The organism is Limnospira platensis NIES-39, assembly GCF_026000695.1.
In the GTDB taxonomy this organism is placed as follows: Bacteria; Cyanobacteriota; Cyanobacteriia; order Cyanobacteriales; family Microcoleaceae; genus Limnospira; species Limnospira platensis.
Map to the genome: position 1 here is coordinate 4,072,640 of NZ_AP026945.1, position 17,643 is coordinate 4,090,282.

General features: G+C 46.1%; 6 protein-coding genes, 1 tRNA gene and 10 pseudogenes. 8 read left to right on the plus strand and 9 right to left on the minus strand.

Annotated features, from left to right (window positions below):
* Window positions 1–50: 50 nt before the first annotated feature.
* Window positions 51–124 (minus strand) — tRNA-Pro (locus N39L_RS20175).
* Between the two features lie 179 nt (window positions 125–303).
* Here N39L_RS20175 and N39L_RS20180 point away from each other — a divergent pair.
* Window positions 304–1,500, plus strand: a pseudogene (locus tag N39L_RS20180) (transposase).
* Window positions 1,501–2,039: 539 nt separating this feature from the next.
* Here N39L_RS20180 and N39L_RS20185 read toward each other — a convergent pair.
* The 6 genes and pseudogenes from N39L_RS20185 to N39L_RS20215 all read right to left on the minus strand — a co-directional run.
* The gene (locus N39L_RS20185) at window positions 2,040–2,180 is read right to left on the minus strand and encodes a hypothetical protein (RefSeq protein WP_202070201.1); all 141 of its coding nucleotides are present in this window, start codon (window positions 2,178–2,180) and stop codon (window positions 2,040–2,042) included.
* A 221-nt stretch (window positions 2,181–2,401) separates the two neighbouring features.
* A pseudogene (locus N39L_RS20190) lies at window positions 2,402–3,577 on the minus strand (group II intron reverse transcriptase); the annotation flags it as partial.
* Between the two features lie 889 nt (window positions 3,578–4,466).
* A pseudogene (locus N39L_RS20200) lies at window positions 4,467–5,037 on the minus strand (reverse transcriptase N-terminal domain-containing protein); the annotation flags it as partial.
* Window positions 5,038–5,986: 949 nt separating this feature from the next.
* Window positions 5,987–6,245, minus strand: a pseudogene (locus N39L_RS20205) (transposase); the annotation flags it as partial.
* Window positions 6,246–6,250: 5 nt separating this feature from the next.
* A protein-coding gene (locus N39L_RS20210; protein WP_286131394.1) for an IS630 family transposase occupies window positions 6,251–7,127 on the minus strand; the annotation gives its coding sequence in 2 pieces (ribosomal slippage) (window positions 6,251–6,313 and window positions 6,315–7,127; 876 coding nt in all).
* A gap of 63 nt (window positions 7,128–7,190) precedes the next feature.
* A pseudogene (locus N39L_RS20215) lies at window positions 7,191–7,823 on the minus strand (IS630 family transposase); the annotation flags it as partial.
* Between the two features lie 802 nt (window positions 7,824–8,625).
* Between N39L_RS20215 and ltrA the strand changes: the two are divergent.
* From ltrA to N39L_RS20240, 3 genes and pseudogenes are all read left to right on the plus strand, one after another.
* A pseudogene (ltrA, locus tag N39L_RS20230) lies at window positions 8,626–10,391 on the plus strand (group II intron reverse transcriptase/maturase).
* A 215-nt stretch (window positions 10,392–10,606) separates the two neighbouring features.
* Window positions 10,607–10,762: a hypothetical protein gene (locus N39L_RS20235; RefSeq protein ID WP_014276182.1), complete on the plus strand. Its 156-nt coding sequence runs from the start codon at window positions 10,607–10,609 to the stop codon at window positions 10,760–10,762.
* A 395-nt stretch (window positions 10,763–11,157) separates the two neighbouring features.
* Window positions 11,158–12,034, plus strand: a pseudogene (locus N39L_RS20240) (IS630 family transposase).
* 128 nt (window positions 12,035–12,162) lie between these two features.
* Here the strand turns inward: N39L_RS20240 and N39L_RS20245 are convergent.
* Window positions 12,163–12,888, minus strand: a complete 726-nt coding sequence (locus tag N39L_RS20245) for a hypothetical protein (RefSeq protein ID WP_006616009.1) — start codon at window positions 12,886–12,888, stop codon at window positions 12,163–12,165.
* 69 nt (window positions 12,889–12,957) lie between these two features.
* On the opposite strand from N39L_RS20245, the gene N39L_RS20250 reads away from it, so the two are divergent.
* Both N39L_RS20250 and N39L_RS20255 read left to right on the plus strand, forming a co-directional pair.
* Window positions 12,958–13,506 (plus strand): GNAT family N-acetyltransferase, encoded by a 549-nt coding sequence (locus N39L_RS20250; protein ID WP_006623763.1) that lies wholly within the window; start codon window positions 12,958–12,960, stop codon window positions 13,504–13,506.
* Between the two features lie 307 nt (window positions 13,507–13,813).
* A pseudogene (locus N39L_RS20255) lies at window positions 13,814–14,691 on the plus strand (IS630 family transposase).
* A gap of 18 nt (window positions 14,692–14,709) precedes the next feature.
* Here N39L_RS20255 and N39L_RS20260 read toward each other — a convergent pair.
* A pseudogene (locus N39L_RS20260) lies at window positions 14,710–15,373 on the minus strand (IS630 family transposase); the annotation flags it as partial.
* A 303-nt stretch (window positions 15,374–15,676) separates the two neighbouring features.
* Between N39L_RS20260 and N39L_RS20265 the strand changes: the two are divergent.
* Entirely contained in the window at window positions 15,677–15,856 is a 180-nt protein-coding gene (locus tag N39L_RS20265; RefSeq protein ID WP_035737069.1) for a hypothetical protein, read from the plus strand.
* Between the two features lie 595 nt (window positions 15,857–16,451).
* Window positions 16,452–17,642: pseudogene (locus tag N39L_RS20270) on the plus strand (group II intron reverse transcriptase); the annotation flags it as partial.
* Window position 17,643: the final 1 nt, after the last annotated feature.

Here is a 17,643-nt window from a genome sequence, read left to right on the forward strand (position 1 = left end):
GGGTTAAAGCAATTCCCGCGATAGTAGTCAGGATAAGGGTTTAAGTTAAATCGGGATGACAGGATTTGAACCTGCGACATCCTGCTCCCAAAGCAGGCGCGCTACCAAGCTGCGCTACATCCCGTTGTACTCAAACCTCTCCATTATAGATCAGCTGACACCTATATGTCAATAGGCATTGGATGATATCAGCAATTCTCATTTGAGAAAAAAGCGACTCAAGGACGGAAAATGGGGTACTGTAAGGACATCCAAGAGCCAATAGGGTCAGAGCCGTTGGAAAAACATGAGTTGTTTGACACAATCGTCAGTTCTTTTCGCCAGCGTTTGTCCTCGTTACCGGACAAGCCTACTGGTAAGAATAGCCACTATGGGATGGAAGACGCAGCCAATCGCGCGTTTAGTGTGTTCTTCACTCAAACCCCATCATTCCTTGCCTATCAACGCACGATGGAAGGCAACAAAGGCAAGAGCAATGCTCAAAGCTTGTTTGGGGTTCATCAAATTCCCGGCGACAACCACATCCGGGATTTTTGGGCGACAGTGTCACCAGACCACATCTTTCCGGTCTTTGAGGATATCTTGCCGGTGCTCGAAGTCCAGGGGCAGTTGGTAAAATTCCGTTCTATTGCCAACAGTCTGTTAGTGGCGTTGGATGGGACTGAATATTTGAGTTCGGAGAAAATCCACTGCCCCCAGTGCTCGACACGCACCTATAAGTCTGGGGCAACCCATTACTTCCATGGGGTGGTGACTGCGGTCATCGTTTGTCCAGGACAAAAGCATCTGATTCCCTTGGTTCCTGAATTTATCGTGCCCCAAGATGGTCATGACAAGCAGGACTGTGAGACGGCGGCAGCCAAACGGTGATTATCGCGGCAAGGGGAACGTATCAGTAGATGGAACGTTACGGTCTTAGGGGATGACCTGTATTGTCACCAACCCTTGTGTGAGCAATTTCTAAAGCACCAACTCAACTTCATCCTCGTCTGTCGTCAGGAGTCCCACACCACCCTCCATGAACACCTTGATGGCATTGAGCTACCCACAGTCACAACCCTTGGTTGGACCGGGAAAGTCGAGGAAACCTATACCTACCGCTATCTCAACGCCGTGCCCCTCAGAGACAGTGATGATGCCCTGTTGGTCAACTGGTGCGAACTCACCGTCACCACTGCCGATGGCCAGGTGAGCTATCACAATGCCTTTGCTACGAATTATCCCCTCAGTGAGGAAAATGTCGCAGAAGTCGTGCTGGCAGGGCGAACCCGGTGGAAGGTGGAAAATGAAAACCACAACACCCTCAAGACCAAGGGCTACAATCTGGAACACAATTTCGGCCATGGTAAGCAGCATCTTTCCTCTTTACTGGCAACCCTTAATATCCTCTCTCTGCTCTTCCATACCTTCCTCGAACTGAGTAGGGGTCGAGAGAGATGTCGCCATCTCCCCCTCCCATACAAAACCGTACGTGAGACTTTCACCTCATACGGCTCCTAGCCTGACTGTGTTATGGTCGAAAGAGAAGTCACCTTCCCCAACTCCAATTGAAAACCGTGCTTGCGAGTTTCCCAGCACACGGATCCTGATGTAGATACCCTATTTGTCAGTAGGAACAGGGCTACGACCCCCCGCTTTGTAACCTCAACTTTAGGAGCTATATACAACCTCGTAGTCTTTAAACTCGCACTCGTCATAAAACTCTTAATTGTCGCGGTCTCTATATCCACACCGTGGCTAGTGGGCATATCCTAACCATTACAGTTAGGCATTAGCTTTCAGCCACATCCTTTCCCCTTAAAGGTATACGCTTACACTTTTCACTACTGTGCAGGTACATCCTGCCGAGAGCCTAAAAGGGGTTTAAACGTTCCGTTTATACGGGCATTCCATCTTTAGACTTGTCCTGTCCACCGGGGTAATTTTAAAGGTCTGTGTAGGTAGTAAAGAGAAACCCCTACTTTTCCCCTTGCTCTTTTGAGCGCAGCGTGTCAACCTGTTTCGCTACCTTCTTATGACGGTGGTTCAAGTCGGAACATTCAGATTTCCTTAGTCATGGATGGTTGGCAGTGGTCGCATATGGTAGTAGGTTCTACTTCAGGCCTTCCGTTCCCCGCTTCAATCCTGGGGTTATGATTCCCAAAACTGGGGGTGGCTATCGCCGTTACTCTCAACTTCATGCTATACTAGGTGGGTCACAACTCCCACCGTTCAAGCGTTCTGTCTTGACCTTGAGTCCCCTGCCTTGCTTAGATTTCTCTAAGCGTCGGGACATATAAACAGTTATGGGATGGTCAGGGAAGCGACTCCCTATATTCCACCAAGGGGTGGAAGTCCCACCGGGCAGTTATTTCGGGTATTGCAACCCTATGCGCGTGCCTGAACGTTTCGCACCTCCTTGTTAAGAGTACAGCAACCTCTCTTCATCAAGAGCTGTTTTATCATCGTGGCAGTGGCGGTGTAGTAGTTGAAGATTCTTGTATTCATCCTTTCCACCTTGGTTTCGAGGTACAATGTGGTCTACTTCAATTAAATCCGATGGGGTAAAGAATTGCCCACACCAGGTACACTTGCCTTTTTGCTTCTTGAGTAGTTTTGCTACCCTATTTGGTGTGTCGATTGCTTGTCCTTTCCTGGTTGCCCAGTAAGTCCAGTTTCCGTCGTATGGTGTTGGTTCCGGGCGTACTAGGATATGTCTGACAACCGGATTCCAATTATGTTGCCATAATGTTAATTCATCCTTGGTCTGGAATAACCAAGTTACGTGCCTTTCTTTCCCGTTGCTAAGTTTAACCGTTCCATGTCTGAAATAGTTTCTTAGCTTTTCGTTACTTGCCTTTCCGCATCTTGATATTGTCCATGCCCTTAAGATTAACCAGATTATATAATCTAGCTTAACGAAGGTCTTTCCAGAGACTACCCCTGAATAGTAATTTGACCATCCCCTTCTGATTGGGTTTAGTTTGCTAATCAGGACTGATTGAGGTGCTGTCATATGTTGTTTGATTACACCTTTTATCACTTCTGTATGGGCTTTAACTGCTTTTTGGCTGGGTTGGATGTGAGTTTTGTGACCGATTAAACGACTCGCTGCTCCACCAGTTTTTCCAGACTTATATTTTCCTACAAGGTATTGTTTAATGTTGAATCCTAGAAAATCAAACCAGGGTTCTTCAGTCTTGCCATTATACTCAATGGGATTGAGAGTATGACAAATTCTGGTCTTTTCAGGTTTTATTTCCAAGCCAACAGGTTTTAACCATTCGGAGATAGCAATTTTGCACTGTTCAATAATCTCTAGTGATGGTGATATCACTACAAAATCATCGGCATATCTTATTAAGGTGGCTTTAACTTTAACCCCTTTTACTTTAGGATACATTGTTTCAATTAACCTAACCATGCCATCCAGTCCGATGTTGGCTAGGAGTGGGCTGATCACCTCTCCTTGGGGTGTCCCTGTTTCTGTATCCTCGAATACGCCGTTATCTAGCACACCCGCTTTGAGCCATTGTTTCAGGTCTCTCTTCAGGCTGCTTGGACAATGAATTTTGGACAGTAGGTATTCATGGTTCACGGTAAGAGCATTTGGCTATATGTTAGGGGTCGAGAATGGAGTCACCACCATCCCCTCCCATTCAGAACCATACGTGAAAGTTTCCCTTCATACGGCTCCTGGTGTGGATACCCTGTTTTGTCAAAGGAGCAGAATCAACAGACCTGCTTTCTACTTCGATGTTCAGAGCTATATGCAGCACGTAGTCTTTAAACTCGTCCTCGCCATTATACTCTTACTGACCGCAGTATCTATATCCACACCGTGACAATTGGGCATATCCCAACCATGACAATTGGGCTTTAGCTTCTGGTCACATCCTTCACCCTCTAAGCATGCGCTTACATTTTTCACTACTGCCTTGTGAATAGCATTACTCACTTGTTTATAGGCAGAGCATTAGAGGGGTTACAACGTTCCGATTATATGGGCATTCCATCGTTAGATTTGTCCTATCGACCGGGGTACTTCTAAAGGTCTGTGTGGGTAGAATGCAGAATCCCCCACTTTTCCCCTTGCCCTTTTGGCCGCAGCGTGTCAACCTATTTCGCTGCTCGTGCTTTACGATGGTTCAAGTCGGACATTCGGTCTTCCTAATCATAGATGGTTGGCAGTGGTCGCGTCTTGGTGGTAGGTTCTACCTCACGCCTTCCGTTCCCCGCTTCTATCCTGGAGTTATGATTTCCAAAACTGGGGGTGGCTATCGCCGTTACTCTCTACTCCCTGATTTCTCAGTTCGTTTATGACCTTGAGTTCCCTGCCTTACTTAGTTACCTAAGCGTCGGGACATATAATCAGTTATGAGGATGCTCAGGAGAGGTCTCCTTATATCCAGATTCGGAGCTGGAATCCTCACCGGGTAGTTATTTCGGGCATTTCAGCCCTATTTCATACCCGAACGTCTCGCACCCGCGTCAAGCACGTAGTATTTACCTTTGTTGATACTCAGGTAAATTCTGGCTATTGCGTCTTGGGTTGACCGTCCTGGACGGAACCCGTAGCTTGTATCTTCAAATCTCGATTCCCATTCAGGTTCGAGTGCCGACTTAACCAAGGCTTGCCTTGCTCTATCTTGGATTGTAGGAATTCCTATTCCAGCTTTTTTCATCCCTACCAGGTTTTGGTATCCATACTCTCCTAAGTGCTTTTGCTTTAAGATTTCCTTTGATTTTCTCGGTCAGTTCAAACCTTTGCTTAGGAGAAATTGTAATAACTCCATCTACTCCAGCTGTTCTCTTTCCTTGATTGTCTTGGGTCACTCGCCGCACTGCTAAGAGTCGGGCATAATATGATTTCACCAATAGACGTTGCCACCTTCTGACCTTTGCATCCTGTCCCGATTTAGCTGCTTGAAATATCCTCTTTTGGAGTTTGAAAACTTTCCGTTGAACTTTCGCCCATGGGATTGCCTTACATGCGTTTTTCGTAGTCTTGATTGGTCTGGGTTTACCAAAGCCTTTCTTTAAACTCGCTTGCGCCATATAAGCTCCTACTAAACTCTATTCTTACAATCAAACCGTGACCCGTTAGCATATCCCTACCATTACAGTCGGGCGTTGGCTTCTGGTCACATCTTACCCCCTCAAAGAGTTAGGGGTCGAGAGTGAAGTCACCTTCCCGAACTCCCATTCAGAACCGTGCTTGATAGTTTCCCATCACACGGCTCCTGGTGTGGATACCCTATTTGTCAAAGGAGCAGAATCAACAGACCTGCTTTCTACTTCGATGTTCAGAGCTATATGCACCACGTAGTCTTTAAACTCGTCCTCGCCATTATACTCTTACTGACCGCAGTATCTATATCCACACCGTGACAATTGGGCATATCCCAACCATGACAATTGGGCTTTAGCTTCTGGTCACATCCTTCACCCTCTAAGCATGCGCTTACATTTTTCACTACTGCCTTGTGAATAGCATTACTCACTTGTTTATAGGCAGAGCATTAGAGGGGTTACAACGTTCCGATTATATGGGCATTCCATCGTTAGATTTGTCCTCAGAACCGGGGTACTTTTAAAGGTCTGTGTAGGTAGTCGGACGAACCCCCTACTTTTCCCCTTGCCCTTTTGATCGCAGCGTGTCAACCTATTTCGCTGCTAGTGTATTACGATGGTTCAAGTCGGACATTCGGTCTTCCTAATCATAGATGGTTGGCAGTGGTCGCGTCTTGGTAGTAGGTTCTACCTCACGCCTTCCGTTCCCCGCTTCTATCCTGGAGTTATGATTTCCAAAACTGGGGGTGGCTATCGCCGTTACTCTCTACTCCCTGATTTCTCAGTTCGTTTATGACCTTGAGTTTCCTGCCTTGCTTAGTTCCCTAAGCGTCGGGACATATAACCAGTTATGAGGATGGTCAGGAGAGGTCTCCTTATATCCAGATTCGGAGCTGGAATCCTCACCGGGTAGTTATAGCACTAGTCAATACGGTTAGGACGCAGCCTTGAGAACAGAATCCATGGCATCATCGAGAGAATCAAACTGCTCACGTGCAATGGCGAATGCGGGCTTTCAACCACGACCAACATTTCTCTATCTTGTTGAGGTCTGGCGAATAAGGCCGAAGATAGAGTAAACGGCATTGAGCTGCCTCCACCAGTTCAGCAATCCGCCCCCCTTTATGAAACGTTGCATTGTCCAATACTAGAGTCTGACCTGGCTTCAATGTTGGAATTATAGCATGAGTCAAGGTGGTTAGGACGCAGTGTTGAGAACGGAATCCATGGCATCATCGAGAGAATCAAACTGCTCACGTGCAATGGCGAATGCGGGCTTTCAACCACGACCAACATTTCTCTATCTTGTTGAGGTCTGGCGAATAAGGTGGTAGATAGAGCAAACGGCATTGAGCCGCCTCCACTAGCTCAGGAATCCGTCCCCCTTTATGAAACGTTGCATTGTCTAGCACTAGAGTCTGACCTGGCTTCAGTGTTGGAATTAAGATGAACTCCAACCACAACTCAAACACTGTCTGATTACAACAACCCTCAAAGCGATCGGGGGCTAAGAGTTGTTGATGACACCATGCGGCTATATAGCTCACCCTGCCCTGCCTCTTCCCGGATTTGAGGACATCGAAGCGTTGTCCTTGCTCACAGTAACCATAAGGATAATCCGAGTCCTGACTATTCATGCCGGCTTCATCGAGGTAGACCACTTCTTGTGGCTCCATCTGTTCAATCTGAGCAATAAACTCCTCTCGCTGTTGCTGATCAGGTTCTTGGTAGCCGTAAGTTTTTTTTCTGGTGAAGCCAATTTTCTTCAAGGCTCTGGATATGGTGCGAGGAGAGATGTCGTCATCCCAAAGTTGAGCCATTTGAGCGGAGGTTTTGTCGCCATGCTCTTGGGCAAAAGCCTGGAATTTGTGCCAGTCGGTAATTTGGTGGCTATGACCAGGTGGGCGATTAGGTTTAGGGAGGAAGTCGCCGGTGTGTTCTTTTCTTTGCAGCCAGAGATTGATAGTGTTCCTGCTGACATGGAAAACTTGACTGGCTTCGGTTTTGGGCATACCGTCTAGTTCAATTGCATCAATAACTTTTTGTCTGAGGTCGTAACTATAGGGGGCTGGCATTTTTGGTCTTCTTAGTCATCTCGTCCTCTCCATTATACGTCCTAACTTTCCTGTCTGGTGCTATAAGATAAACTCCAACCACAACTCAAACACTGTCCGATTACAACAACCCTCAAAGGTAAAGGGAGCTAAGAGTTGTTGATAACACCATGCCGCCATATAGCTCACCCTGCCCTGCCTCTTCCCGGATTTGAGGGCATCGAAGCGTTGTCCTTCCTGGCAGTAACCATAAGGATAATCCGAGTCTTGACTATTCATGCCAGCTTCATCGAGGTAAACCAACTCTTCCGGCTCCATATGTTGAATCTGAGCAATAAACGCCTCTCGCTGTTGCTCATCACCTTCTTGGTAGCCGTAAGTTTTTTTTCTGGTGAAGCCAATTTTCTTCAAGGCTCTGGATATGGTGCGAGGAGAGATGTCGTCATCCCAAAGTTGAGCCATTTGAGCGGAGGTTTGATCGCCATGCTCTTGGGCAAAAGCCTTGAATTTGTGCCAGTCGGTAATTTGGTGGCTATGACCAGGTGGGCGATTAGGTTTAGGGAGGAAGTCGCGGGTGTGTTCTTTTCTTTGCAGCCAGAGATTGATAGTGTTCCTGCTGACATGGAAAACTTGACTGGCTTCGGTTTTGGGTATACCGTCTAGTTCAATTGCATTAATAACTTTTTGTCTAAGGTCGTAACTGTAGGGGGCTGGCATTTTGGGTCTTCTGTAGATATCCTTGCCATTATACGTCCTAAATGTTCTGTCTTGTGCTATACTATTCATGGGGGTGCGAAACGTTCAGGCATGAAATAGGGTTGAAATACCTGAAATAACCGCCTGGTGGGGACTTCAACCCCTTGGCTGAATATAAGGAACGCACTCCTGACCATCCTCATAACTGTTTAACTGTTTATATGTCCCAACGTTCGGTATAGAGATATACCAAACAAGGCAGGGAACCCAAGGTCAAAACGAACTAACCCATACAAATTCCTTATAGGAATCCCAAAAATGGATAAGTAAAAGTTAGGAAATTAGGGTAACGGCGATAGCCACCCCCAGTTTTGGGAATCACAACCCCAGGATTGAAGCGGGGAACGGAAGGCTCCGAGATGTAACCTAACATCAGAAGCGAGACCACTGCCAACCATCCATGATTAGGGAAACCGAATGTCCGGCTTGAACCATCGTAACTAGAAAGTAGCGAAACAGGTTGACACGCTGCACTCAAAAGAGTAAGGGGAAAAGTAGGAATTTCTTCATAATACCTACACAGACCTTTAAAAGTACCCCGGTGGAAAGGACAAATCTAAAAGATGGAATGCCCATATAAACGGAACGTTTTAAGCCCTCATGGACTCTGAGAGTATGGTCGATACCTCAGTAGGGAAAAGTGTAACCGCAAGTCCTAGAGGGTGTGAGATGTGACCAAAAGCCAACGCCCTACTGTAATGGCAGGGATATGCTAACAGGTCACGGTTTGATTGTCAAGAAATAGAGTCTAGTAGGTGTACAAATGGCGATAGCGAGTTTAAAGAAAGGGTTTGGGAAACCAAAACCAATCAAGACTACGAACAACGCATGGAAAGCAATCCCATGGACTAAGGTTCAACGGAAAGTTTTCAAGCTCCAAAAGAGTATATTTCAAGCAGCTAAATCGGGACAAAATGCTAAGGCACGAAGGTGGCAACGTCTATTGGTGAAATCATACTATGCCCGGCTCTTAGCAGTGCGGCGAGTGACCCAAGATAATCAAGGCAAGAAGACAGCCGGAGTAGATGGAGTAAGAGTAATCTCTTCAAGACAAAGGTTTGAACTGGTCAAGAACATTAAGGGAAACCTCAAAGCAAAACCACTGCGACGGGTTTGGATTCCAAAACCTGGTAGGGATGAAAAAAGCTGGAATAGGAATACCCACAATCCAAGATAGAGCAAGGCAAGCCTTGGTTAAGTCGGCTCTCGAACCTGAATGGGAATCGAGATTTGAAAGCACAAGCTACGGGTTCCGTCCAGGACGGTCAGCCCATGACGCAATTAGCAGGATTTATACTGCCATAAACAAGGGACAATATTATGTTCTTGATGCTGATATAGCAAAATGCTCTTACCGTGAACCATGATTACCTACTGTCCAAAATTCATTGTCCAAGCAGCCTAAAAAGAGACCTGAAACAATGGATCAAAGCGGGAGTGCTAGATAACGGTGTATTCGAGGAAACAGAAACAGGGACACCCCAAGGAGGGGTAATAAGTCCAATACTCGCCAACATCGCACTGTTGGGAATGGAAAGGTTAATCAAGAGTCTGTATCCAAACAAAGGAACAGTCACTCAAGCCAACCTAATACGATACGCCGATGATTTCGTGATTATCTCAAAAGACCTAGGAATCATTGAACAGTGCAAAACTGCTATCACCAAATGGTTAAAACCTGTAGGATTAGAGATTAAACCCGAAAAGACTCGAATTTGTCACACACTCAAACCTATTGAGTATAATGGCAAAACAGAAGAACCTGGGTTTGATTTTATCGGATTCAATATCAGGCAATATCCAGTAGGAAAATATAAAACTGGGAAAACAGGCGGGGCAGCAAGCCGATTAATCGGACATAAAACCCACATAAAACCCAGCCACAAAGCAATTAAAGCCCACACAGAAGCGATAAAAGGTGTAATTAAACAACATAAAACTGCACCTCAATCAGCCCTGATTAATCATCTAAACCCAATTATTCGGGGATGGTCAAACTATTATTCAGCGGTAGTCTCAACAGAGACCTTCAATAAGCTAGACTACATAATCTGGCAAATGTTAAGGGCATGGACAGTATCGAGATGCGGAAAGGCAAGTCACGAAAAGCTAAGAAATTATTTCAGACATGGAACAATTAAACTTAGCAATGGGAAAGAAAGGCACGAAAATTGGCTGTTCCAAACCAAAGATGGGTGACATCTGTTCAATCACAATTGGACTCCAATTACCAGACATACCCTAATACGCCCTGACGCAACACCATACGACGGAAATTGGACTTACTGGGCAACCAGGAGAGGACAAGCAATCGACACGCCAATCAGGGTAGCAAAACTACTCAAAAAACCAAAAGGTAGATGTACCTGGTGTGGGCAATTCTTTACCCCATCAGATTTAATTGAAGTAGACCACATTGTACCTAGAAGCCATGGCGGAAAGGATGAATACAAAAACCTTCAACTATTACATCGCCATTGTCACGATGATAAAACAGCTCTTGATGAAGAGATAATGCTGTACTCTTAACAAGGAGACGGTCAAACTAGGAGCCGTATGAGGTGAAAGTCTCAAGTACGGTTTTAAATGGGAGGGGTAGACCGTGAGGTCTATCTCGACCCCTAATTGCGAGACGTTCAGGCATCAAATAGGGCTGCAATGCCCGAAATAACTGCCTGGTGAGGATTTCTACCCCTTGGTTGAATATAAGGAGCGCACTCCTGACCATCCTCATAACTGTTTATATGTCCCGACGTTTGGAAAAATCCAAACAAGGCAGGGAACTCAAGGTCATAAACAAACTGAGAAATCAGGGAGTAGAGAGTAACGGCGATAGCCACCCCCAGTTTCAGGATACACAACCCGTCAGATTGAAGCGGGGAACGGAAGGCGTGAAGTAGAACTTACTACCAGATGCGACCACTGCCAATCATCCAGGATTAGGGAAACCAAATGTCTGGCTTGAACCATCGTAATTAGTAAGCAGCGAAATAGGTTGATACGCTGCGCTCAAAAGAGTAAGGGGAAAAGTAGGATAATCTTATCAATACCTACACAGACCTTTAAAAGTACCCCGGTGGAGAGGACAAATCTAAAGATGAAATGCCCATATAAACGGAACGTTGTAATCCCTCTTAGGCTCTGAGAGTATGGTCGATACCTCAGTAGTGACAAGTGTAAGCGGATGGTGCGAGACGTTCGGGTATTAAATAGGGCTGAAATGCCCGAAATATAGCACCAGACAGGAAAGTTAGGACGTATAATGGAGAGGACGAGATGACTAAGAAGACCAAAAATGCCAGATCCCTATAGTTACGGCCTCAGACAAAAAGTTATTGATGCAATTGAACTAGACGGTATGCCCAAAACAGAAGCCAGTCAAGTTTTCCATGTCAGCCGGAACACCATTAATCTCTAGCTGCAAAGAAAAGCACAGACCGGAGACTTCCTCCCTAAACCTAATCACCGACCTGGCAATAACCACAAAATTACCGACTGGCAAAAATTCAAGGCTTTTGCCCAAGAGCATGGCGATCAAACCTCCGCTCCAATGGCTGAACTTTGGGATGACGACATCTCTCCTCGCACCATATCCAGAGCCTTGAAGAAAATTGGCTTCACCAGAAAAAAAACTTACGGCTACCAAGAACGTGATCAGCAACAGCGAGAGGAGTTTATTGCTCAGATTGAACATATGGAGCCACAAGAAGTGGTCTACCTCGATGAAGCCGGCATGAATAGTCAGGACTCGGATTACCCTTATGGTTACTGCGAGGAAGGAAAACGCTTCGATGCCCTCAAATCCGGGAAGAGGCAGGGCAGGGTGAGCATGATAGCCCCATGGTGTCATTAACAACTCTTAGCCCCCGATCGCTTTGAGGGTTGTTGTAATCGGACAGTGTTTGAGTTGTGGTTGGAGTTCATCTTAATTCCAACACTGAAGCCAGGTCAGACTCTAGTGCTAGACAATGCAACGTTTCATAAAGGGGGACGGATTCCTGAGCTAGTGGAGGCGGCTCAATGCCGTTTGCTCTATCTACCACCTTATTCGCCAGACCTCAACAAGATAGAGAAATGTTGGTCGTGGTTGAAAGCCCGCATTCGCCATTGCACGTGAGCAGTTTGATTCTCTCGATGATGCCATGGATTCCGTTCTCCCAGCTGCGTCCTAACCACCTTGACTAATGCTATAACATCGTGACGCTGTGTCCTGTCGAGCCAAAAGGATGACTAAGACCCCACCGATCCTTGACCCCCACCTGCCTGTGGGGACGTGAACCGAGTGCGTCGCTCTTTTTGTTCAAAAACGCTGACCCATCAACCTTTGTCGGATACCCTCAGCAATTTTCTGACCCAAATATTCTGGGATCAAGCTCTCATTTGGGCCAAGAAGATACAGAATCAGACGAGTGCGACCCCGCCAGACCAGCAAGTTAGCATTGACCACCAACAGGTCTTCCTGCCAGATGGCATACATCACCTTATAGAATAATCCCGGCTGGTTATCTGCTTCAATTAACAAAGCTGGTAGGTGGAACACCGGGTCAACATAAAACTCCGTAGCTACATCCTCTAAACCCGCATCCAGGTTAAACTCGACGGCCAGCATTTCTTCTACCTCAAAATGCCCCGCCAATGCTTCTCTAATCGCACGACAAACGTTATCTGACGTTTTTTCTGTGAGTGCCTTACCACCCCTCGATACCACCAGCTTAATGAATACCAGCATCGGCGGGTAGATTTGTCCATACAAACTAAGATTATGGATGGTTAACCCATAGGCAGCCAGAACTCCAAAAATATCGCTCAACAAAAATGATTGATTGCGATAGGCGAAGTGTAGGGCGCTTCTGCTCCCTTCTGGCTTAATCTCAATCACCGCTTGTGTAGTTTTATAAACATTGTAGGCCAATTTGAGATTTTGCAATTGAATCTCACTGCTAACAAATTGCTCATAAAACTGCGGAAACGCCCGATTGAAGCGCTTTAGAAGTTCTAACGTTGATGATTTTAAACCCGGAGCCATAATTGAGGATCAGGTACGGGAGATATACTATCTAGTAAAGACATCATCTATTACCTTAACCACGCCTGCATGGGTTTTTGGAAAAATTTCTTTAGCGGTTCTGATTCTACCTCAATGTCCAAAACGGCGGAACAAGAGGAATGCTCTATCGAGAACCAATCCTCTTGGTCCCAGGTAACTCGGCAACCAAACTCTCGGAATTCTCGGATTTTTTTCAGCACGGATCGGGACATTGATCTATATGAGCTAGAAGAACTCTGTAATGCTGTCGGTTGGTCCCGTCGCCCTCTCAGGAAGGTCAAAAAGGCTATTCAGCATAGCTTTTTGGTCGTTTCCATGTGGCAAATGCGGGGCAACCAACGACGGCTAATCGGTTTTGCTCGCGCTACTTCCGATCATGCCTTTAATGCTACCCTTTGGGATGTCGTGGTTCACCCAGACTTCCAAAACAAAGGTTTAGGCAAGGCTTTGATGCGTTTTATCATCAAAAAGCTTCGCAGCGATGATATTAGCAATATCACGTTGTTTGCAGACCCCCATGTGGTTGAATTTTATCGAAACCTAGGGTTTATCTCAGATCCCGAAGGGATCAAGGGGATGTTCTGGTATCCAGACTAGCCCATTTTTGACCCCCAAAATGGGCTTCAAGCCTCGCCCTTTTAGGGCGAGTATTGAGAGAATCCTACACCGACTCCCATGGTCAGACGGAACCTAACCCCAGATTTTTTCCTTGAGGAGATAAGCGCCTTAAGAGAATCAGGAGGGGCGGAAAGTTTTTCCCCCCTTTGGTGGGTAAAATCCCGTCGGGTATGGGAAATTTTACCATGAATCTGAACCCCCTTCAAAAGGGTAGGTCAGACAAGCTATAGCACAAAACAGAAAAGTTAGGACGTATAATGGCAAGGATATCTACAGAAGACCCAAAATGCCAGCCCCCTACAGTTACGACCTTAGACAAAAAGTTATTAATGCAATTGAACTAGACGGTATGCCCAAAACCGAAGCCAGTCAAGTTTTCCATGTCAGCCGGAACACTATCAATCTCTGGCTGCAAAGAAAAGAACACACCGGCGACTTCCTCCCTAAACCTAATCGCCCACCTGGTCATAGCCACCAAATTACCGACTGGCAAAAATTCAAGGCTTTTGCCCAAGAGCATGGCCACAAAACCTCCGCTCAAATGGCTCAACTTTGGGATGACGACATCTCTCCTCGCACCATATCCAGAGCCTTGAAGAAAATTGGCTTCACCAGAAAAAAAAACTTACGGCTACCAAGAACGTGATCAGCAACAGCGAGAGGAGTTTATTGCTCAGATTGAACAGATGGAGCCGGAAGGGTTGGTTTACCTCGATGAAGCTGGCATGAATAGTCAAGACTCGGATTACCCTTATGGTTACTGCGAGGAAGGAAAACGCTTCGATGCCCTCAAATCAGGGAAGAGGCAGGGCAGGGTGAGCTATATGGCGGCATGGTGTTATCAACAACTCTTAGCCCCCGATCGCTTTGAGGGTTGTTGTAATCGGACAGTGTTTGAGTTGTGGTTGGAGTTCATCTTAATTCCAACACTGAAGCCAGGTCAGACTCTAGTGCTAGACAATGCAACGTTTCATAAAGGGGGACGGATTCCTGAGCTAGTGGAGGCGGCTCAATGCCGTTTGCTCTATCTACCACCTTATTCGCCAGACCTCAACAAGATAGAGAAATGTTGGTCGTGGTTGAAAGCCTGCATTCGCCATTGCACGTGAGCAGTTTGATTCTCTCGATGATGCCATGGATTCCGTTCTCAAGGCTGCGTCCTAACCACCTTGACTAATGCTATAGAGTCTGACCTGGCTTCAATGTTGGAATTAAGATGAACTCCAACCACAACTCAAACACTGTCCGATTACAACAACCCTCAAAGCGATCGGGGGCTAAGAGTTGTTGATAACACCATGCCGCCATATAGCTCACCCTGCCCTGCCTCTTCCCTGATTTGAGGGCATCGAAGCGTTTTCCTTCCTCGCAGTAACCATAAGGGTAATCCGAGTCTTGACTATTCATGCCAGCTTCATCGAGGTAAACCAACCCTTCCGGCTCCATCTGTTCAATCTGAGCAATAAACTCCTCTCGCTGTTGCTGATCACGTTCTTGGTAGCCGTAAGTTTTTTTTTCTGGTGAAGCCAATTTTCTTCAAGGCTCTGGATATGGTGCGAGGAGAGATGTCGTCATCCCAAAGTTGAGCCATTTGAGCGGAGGTTTTGTGGCCATGCTCTTGGGCAAAAGCCTTGAATTTTTGCCAGTCGGTAATTTGGTGGCTATGACCAGGTGGGCGATTAGGTTTAGGGAGGAAGTCGCCGGTGTGTTCTTTTCTTTGCAGCCAGAGATTGATAGTGTTCCGGCTGACATGGAAAACTTGACTGGCTTCGGTTTTGGGCATACCGTCTAGTTCAATTGCATTAATAACTTTTTGTCTAAGGTCGTAACTGTAGGGGGCTGGCATTTTGGGTCTTCTGTAGATATCCTTGCCATTATACGTCCTAACTTTTCTGTTTTGTGCTATAACTACCTACACAGACCTTTAAAAGTACCCCGGTGGATAGGACAAATCTAAAGATGGAATGCCCGCATAGATGGAACGTTTAAACCCCTCATTGGCTCTGCTAATAAATAAGTGAGTGTGCGAGATGTTTAGGAATGAAATAGGGCTGAGATGCTCGAAATAACCTCCTAGTGGGGACTTCAACCCCTTGGTTGAATACAAGAAACTCGTATCTCGTTTCTGAGCATCCCCATAACTGTTTATATGTCCCGACGTTTGGGGGAATCCAAACAAGGCAGGGAACTCAAGGTCAAGACTGAACGCTGGTGTTATGTACAGCAGGAAGTTGAGAGTAAAGGCGATAGCCACCCCCAGTTTCAGGACTCACAACCCGTCAGATTGAAGCGGGGAACGGAAGGCGTGAGGGAAACCTGTTCCCAATAACCCGACCACTGCCAATCATCTATGATTAGGGAAACCGAATGTCCGGCTTGAACCATCGTCAATTTATAGTAGCGAAACAGGTTGAAACGCTGCGCTCAAAAGAGCAAGGGGAAAAGTAGGAGTTTACTTACACTACCTACACAGACCTTGAAAATACCCCGGTGGATAGGACAAATCTAAAGATGGAATGCCCATATAAACGGAACGTTTAAACCCCTCTTAGGCTCTGCTAATAAACAAGTGAGCAATATTACTCGCAAGCAGAGCGTGAAAAGTGTAAGCGTATGCCTCCTAGGGGAAAGGATGTGACTGAAAGCTAATGCCTAACTGTAATGGTTAGGATATGCCCACTAGTCACGGTGTGGATATAGAGACCGCGACAACTAAGAGTGTTTATGACCAGAGCGAGTTAATGACTACGTGGTTGTATATAGCTCCGAAAGTTGAGGTCATAAAGCAGGGGGTTGTAGCCCTGTTCCCAATGACAAAGGGGTATCCACATCAGGAGCCGTATGAGGTGAAAGTCTCAAGTACGGTTTGGAATTGGAGTTGGGGAAGGCGACTTCCCTTTCGACCATAACAAAATGCTCTTACCGTGAACCATGATTACCTACTGTCCAAAATTCATTGTCCAAGCAGCCTGAAAAGAGACTTGAAACAATGGTTAAAAGCGGGTGTGCTAGATAACGGCGTATTCGAGGATACAGAAGCTAGGACTCCACTTGGAGGGGTAATAAGTCCAATACTCGCCAACATCGCACTGTTGGGTATGGGTAGGTTAATTGAAACAATGTATCCTAAGAAAAAGAACGTGGTACAAGCCACAGTAGTGAGATACGCCGATGATTTTGTAGTGATATCACCATCACTAGATATCATTGAACAGTGCAAAACTGCTATTTCCGAATGGCTAAAACCTGTAGGATTAGAAATAAAACCTGAAAAGACCAGAGTGTGTCATACACTTAACCCCATACAATGTGAGGGTAAAACAGAAGAGCCAGGCTTTGATTTTTTAGGATTCAACATCAGACAATACCCGGTAGGAAAATACAAAACTGGAAAAACAGGTGGGACAGCAAGCCGATTAATCGGACACAAAACCCACATAAAACCCAGCAACAAAGCAGTTCAAGCTCATACAGAAGTGATTAAGGGTGTAATCAAACAACATAAAACTGCACCCCAGTCAGCCCTGATAAGCAGACTAAACCCAATAATACGGGGATGGTCAAATTACTACTCAGGAGTCGTCTCAGTCGAAACCTTCAACAAGCTAGACCATACAATCTGGAAGATGTTACGGGCATGGACAGTATCAAGATGCGGAAAGGCAAGTCATGAAAAACTGAGGAATTACTTTAGACCCGGAACGGTCAAGCTCAGTAATGGGAAAGAAAGGCATGAAACTTGGTTATTCCAAACCGAGGACGGTCATCAGTTGTGGAAACATAACTACACGCCGATTGTCAGACATACCCTAGTGCGCCCCGAAGCAACACTTTATGACGGAAATTGGACTTACTGGGCAACCAGAAAAGGACAAGCAATCGACACGCCAGCAAAGGTAGCCAAACTACTCAAAAAGCAAAAAGGCAGGTGTACCTGGTGTGGGCAATACTTTACCCCATCAGACCTAGTTGAAGTAGACCACATTGTAGCTCGAAGCCACGGTGGAAAGGATGAATACAAGAATCTTCAGCTACTGCACCGCCACTGCCACGATGATAAGACGGCGTTAGATAACGCCAACGCTGTGTCCATAACAATGGAACAATCAGACTAGG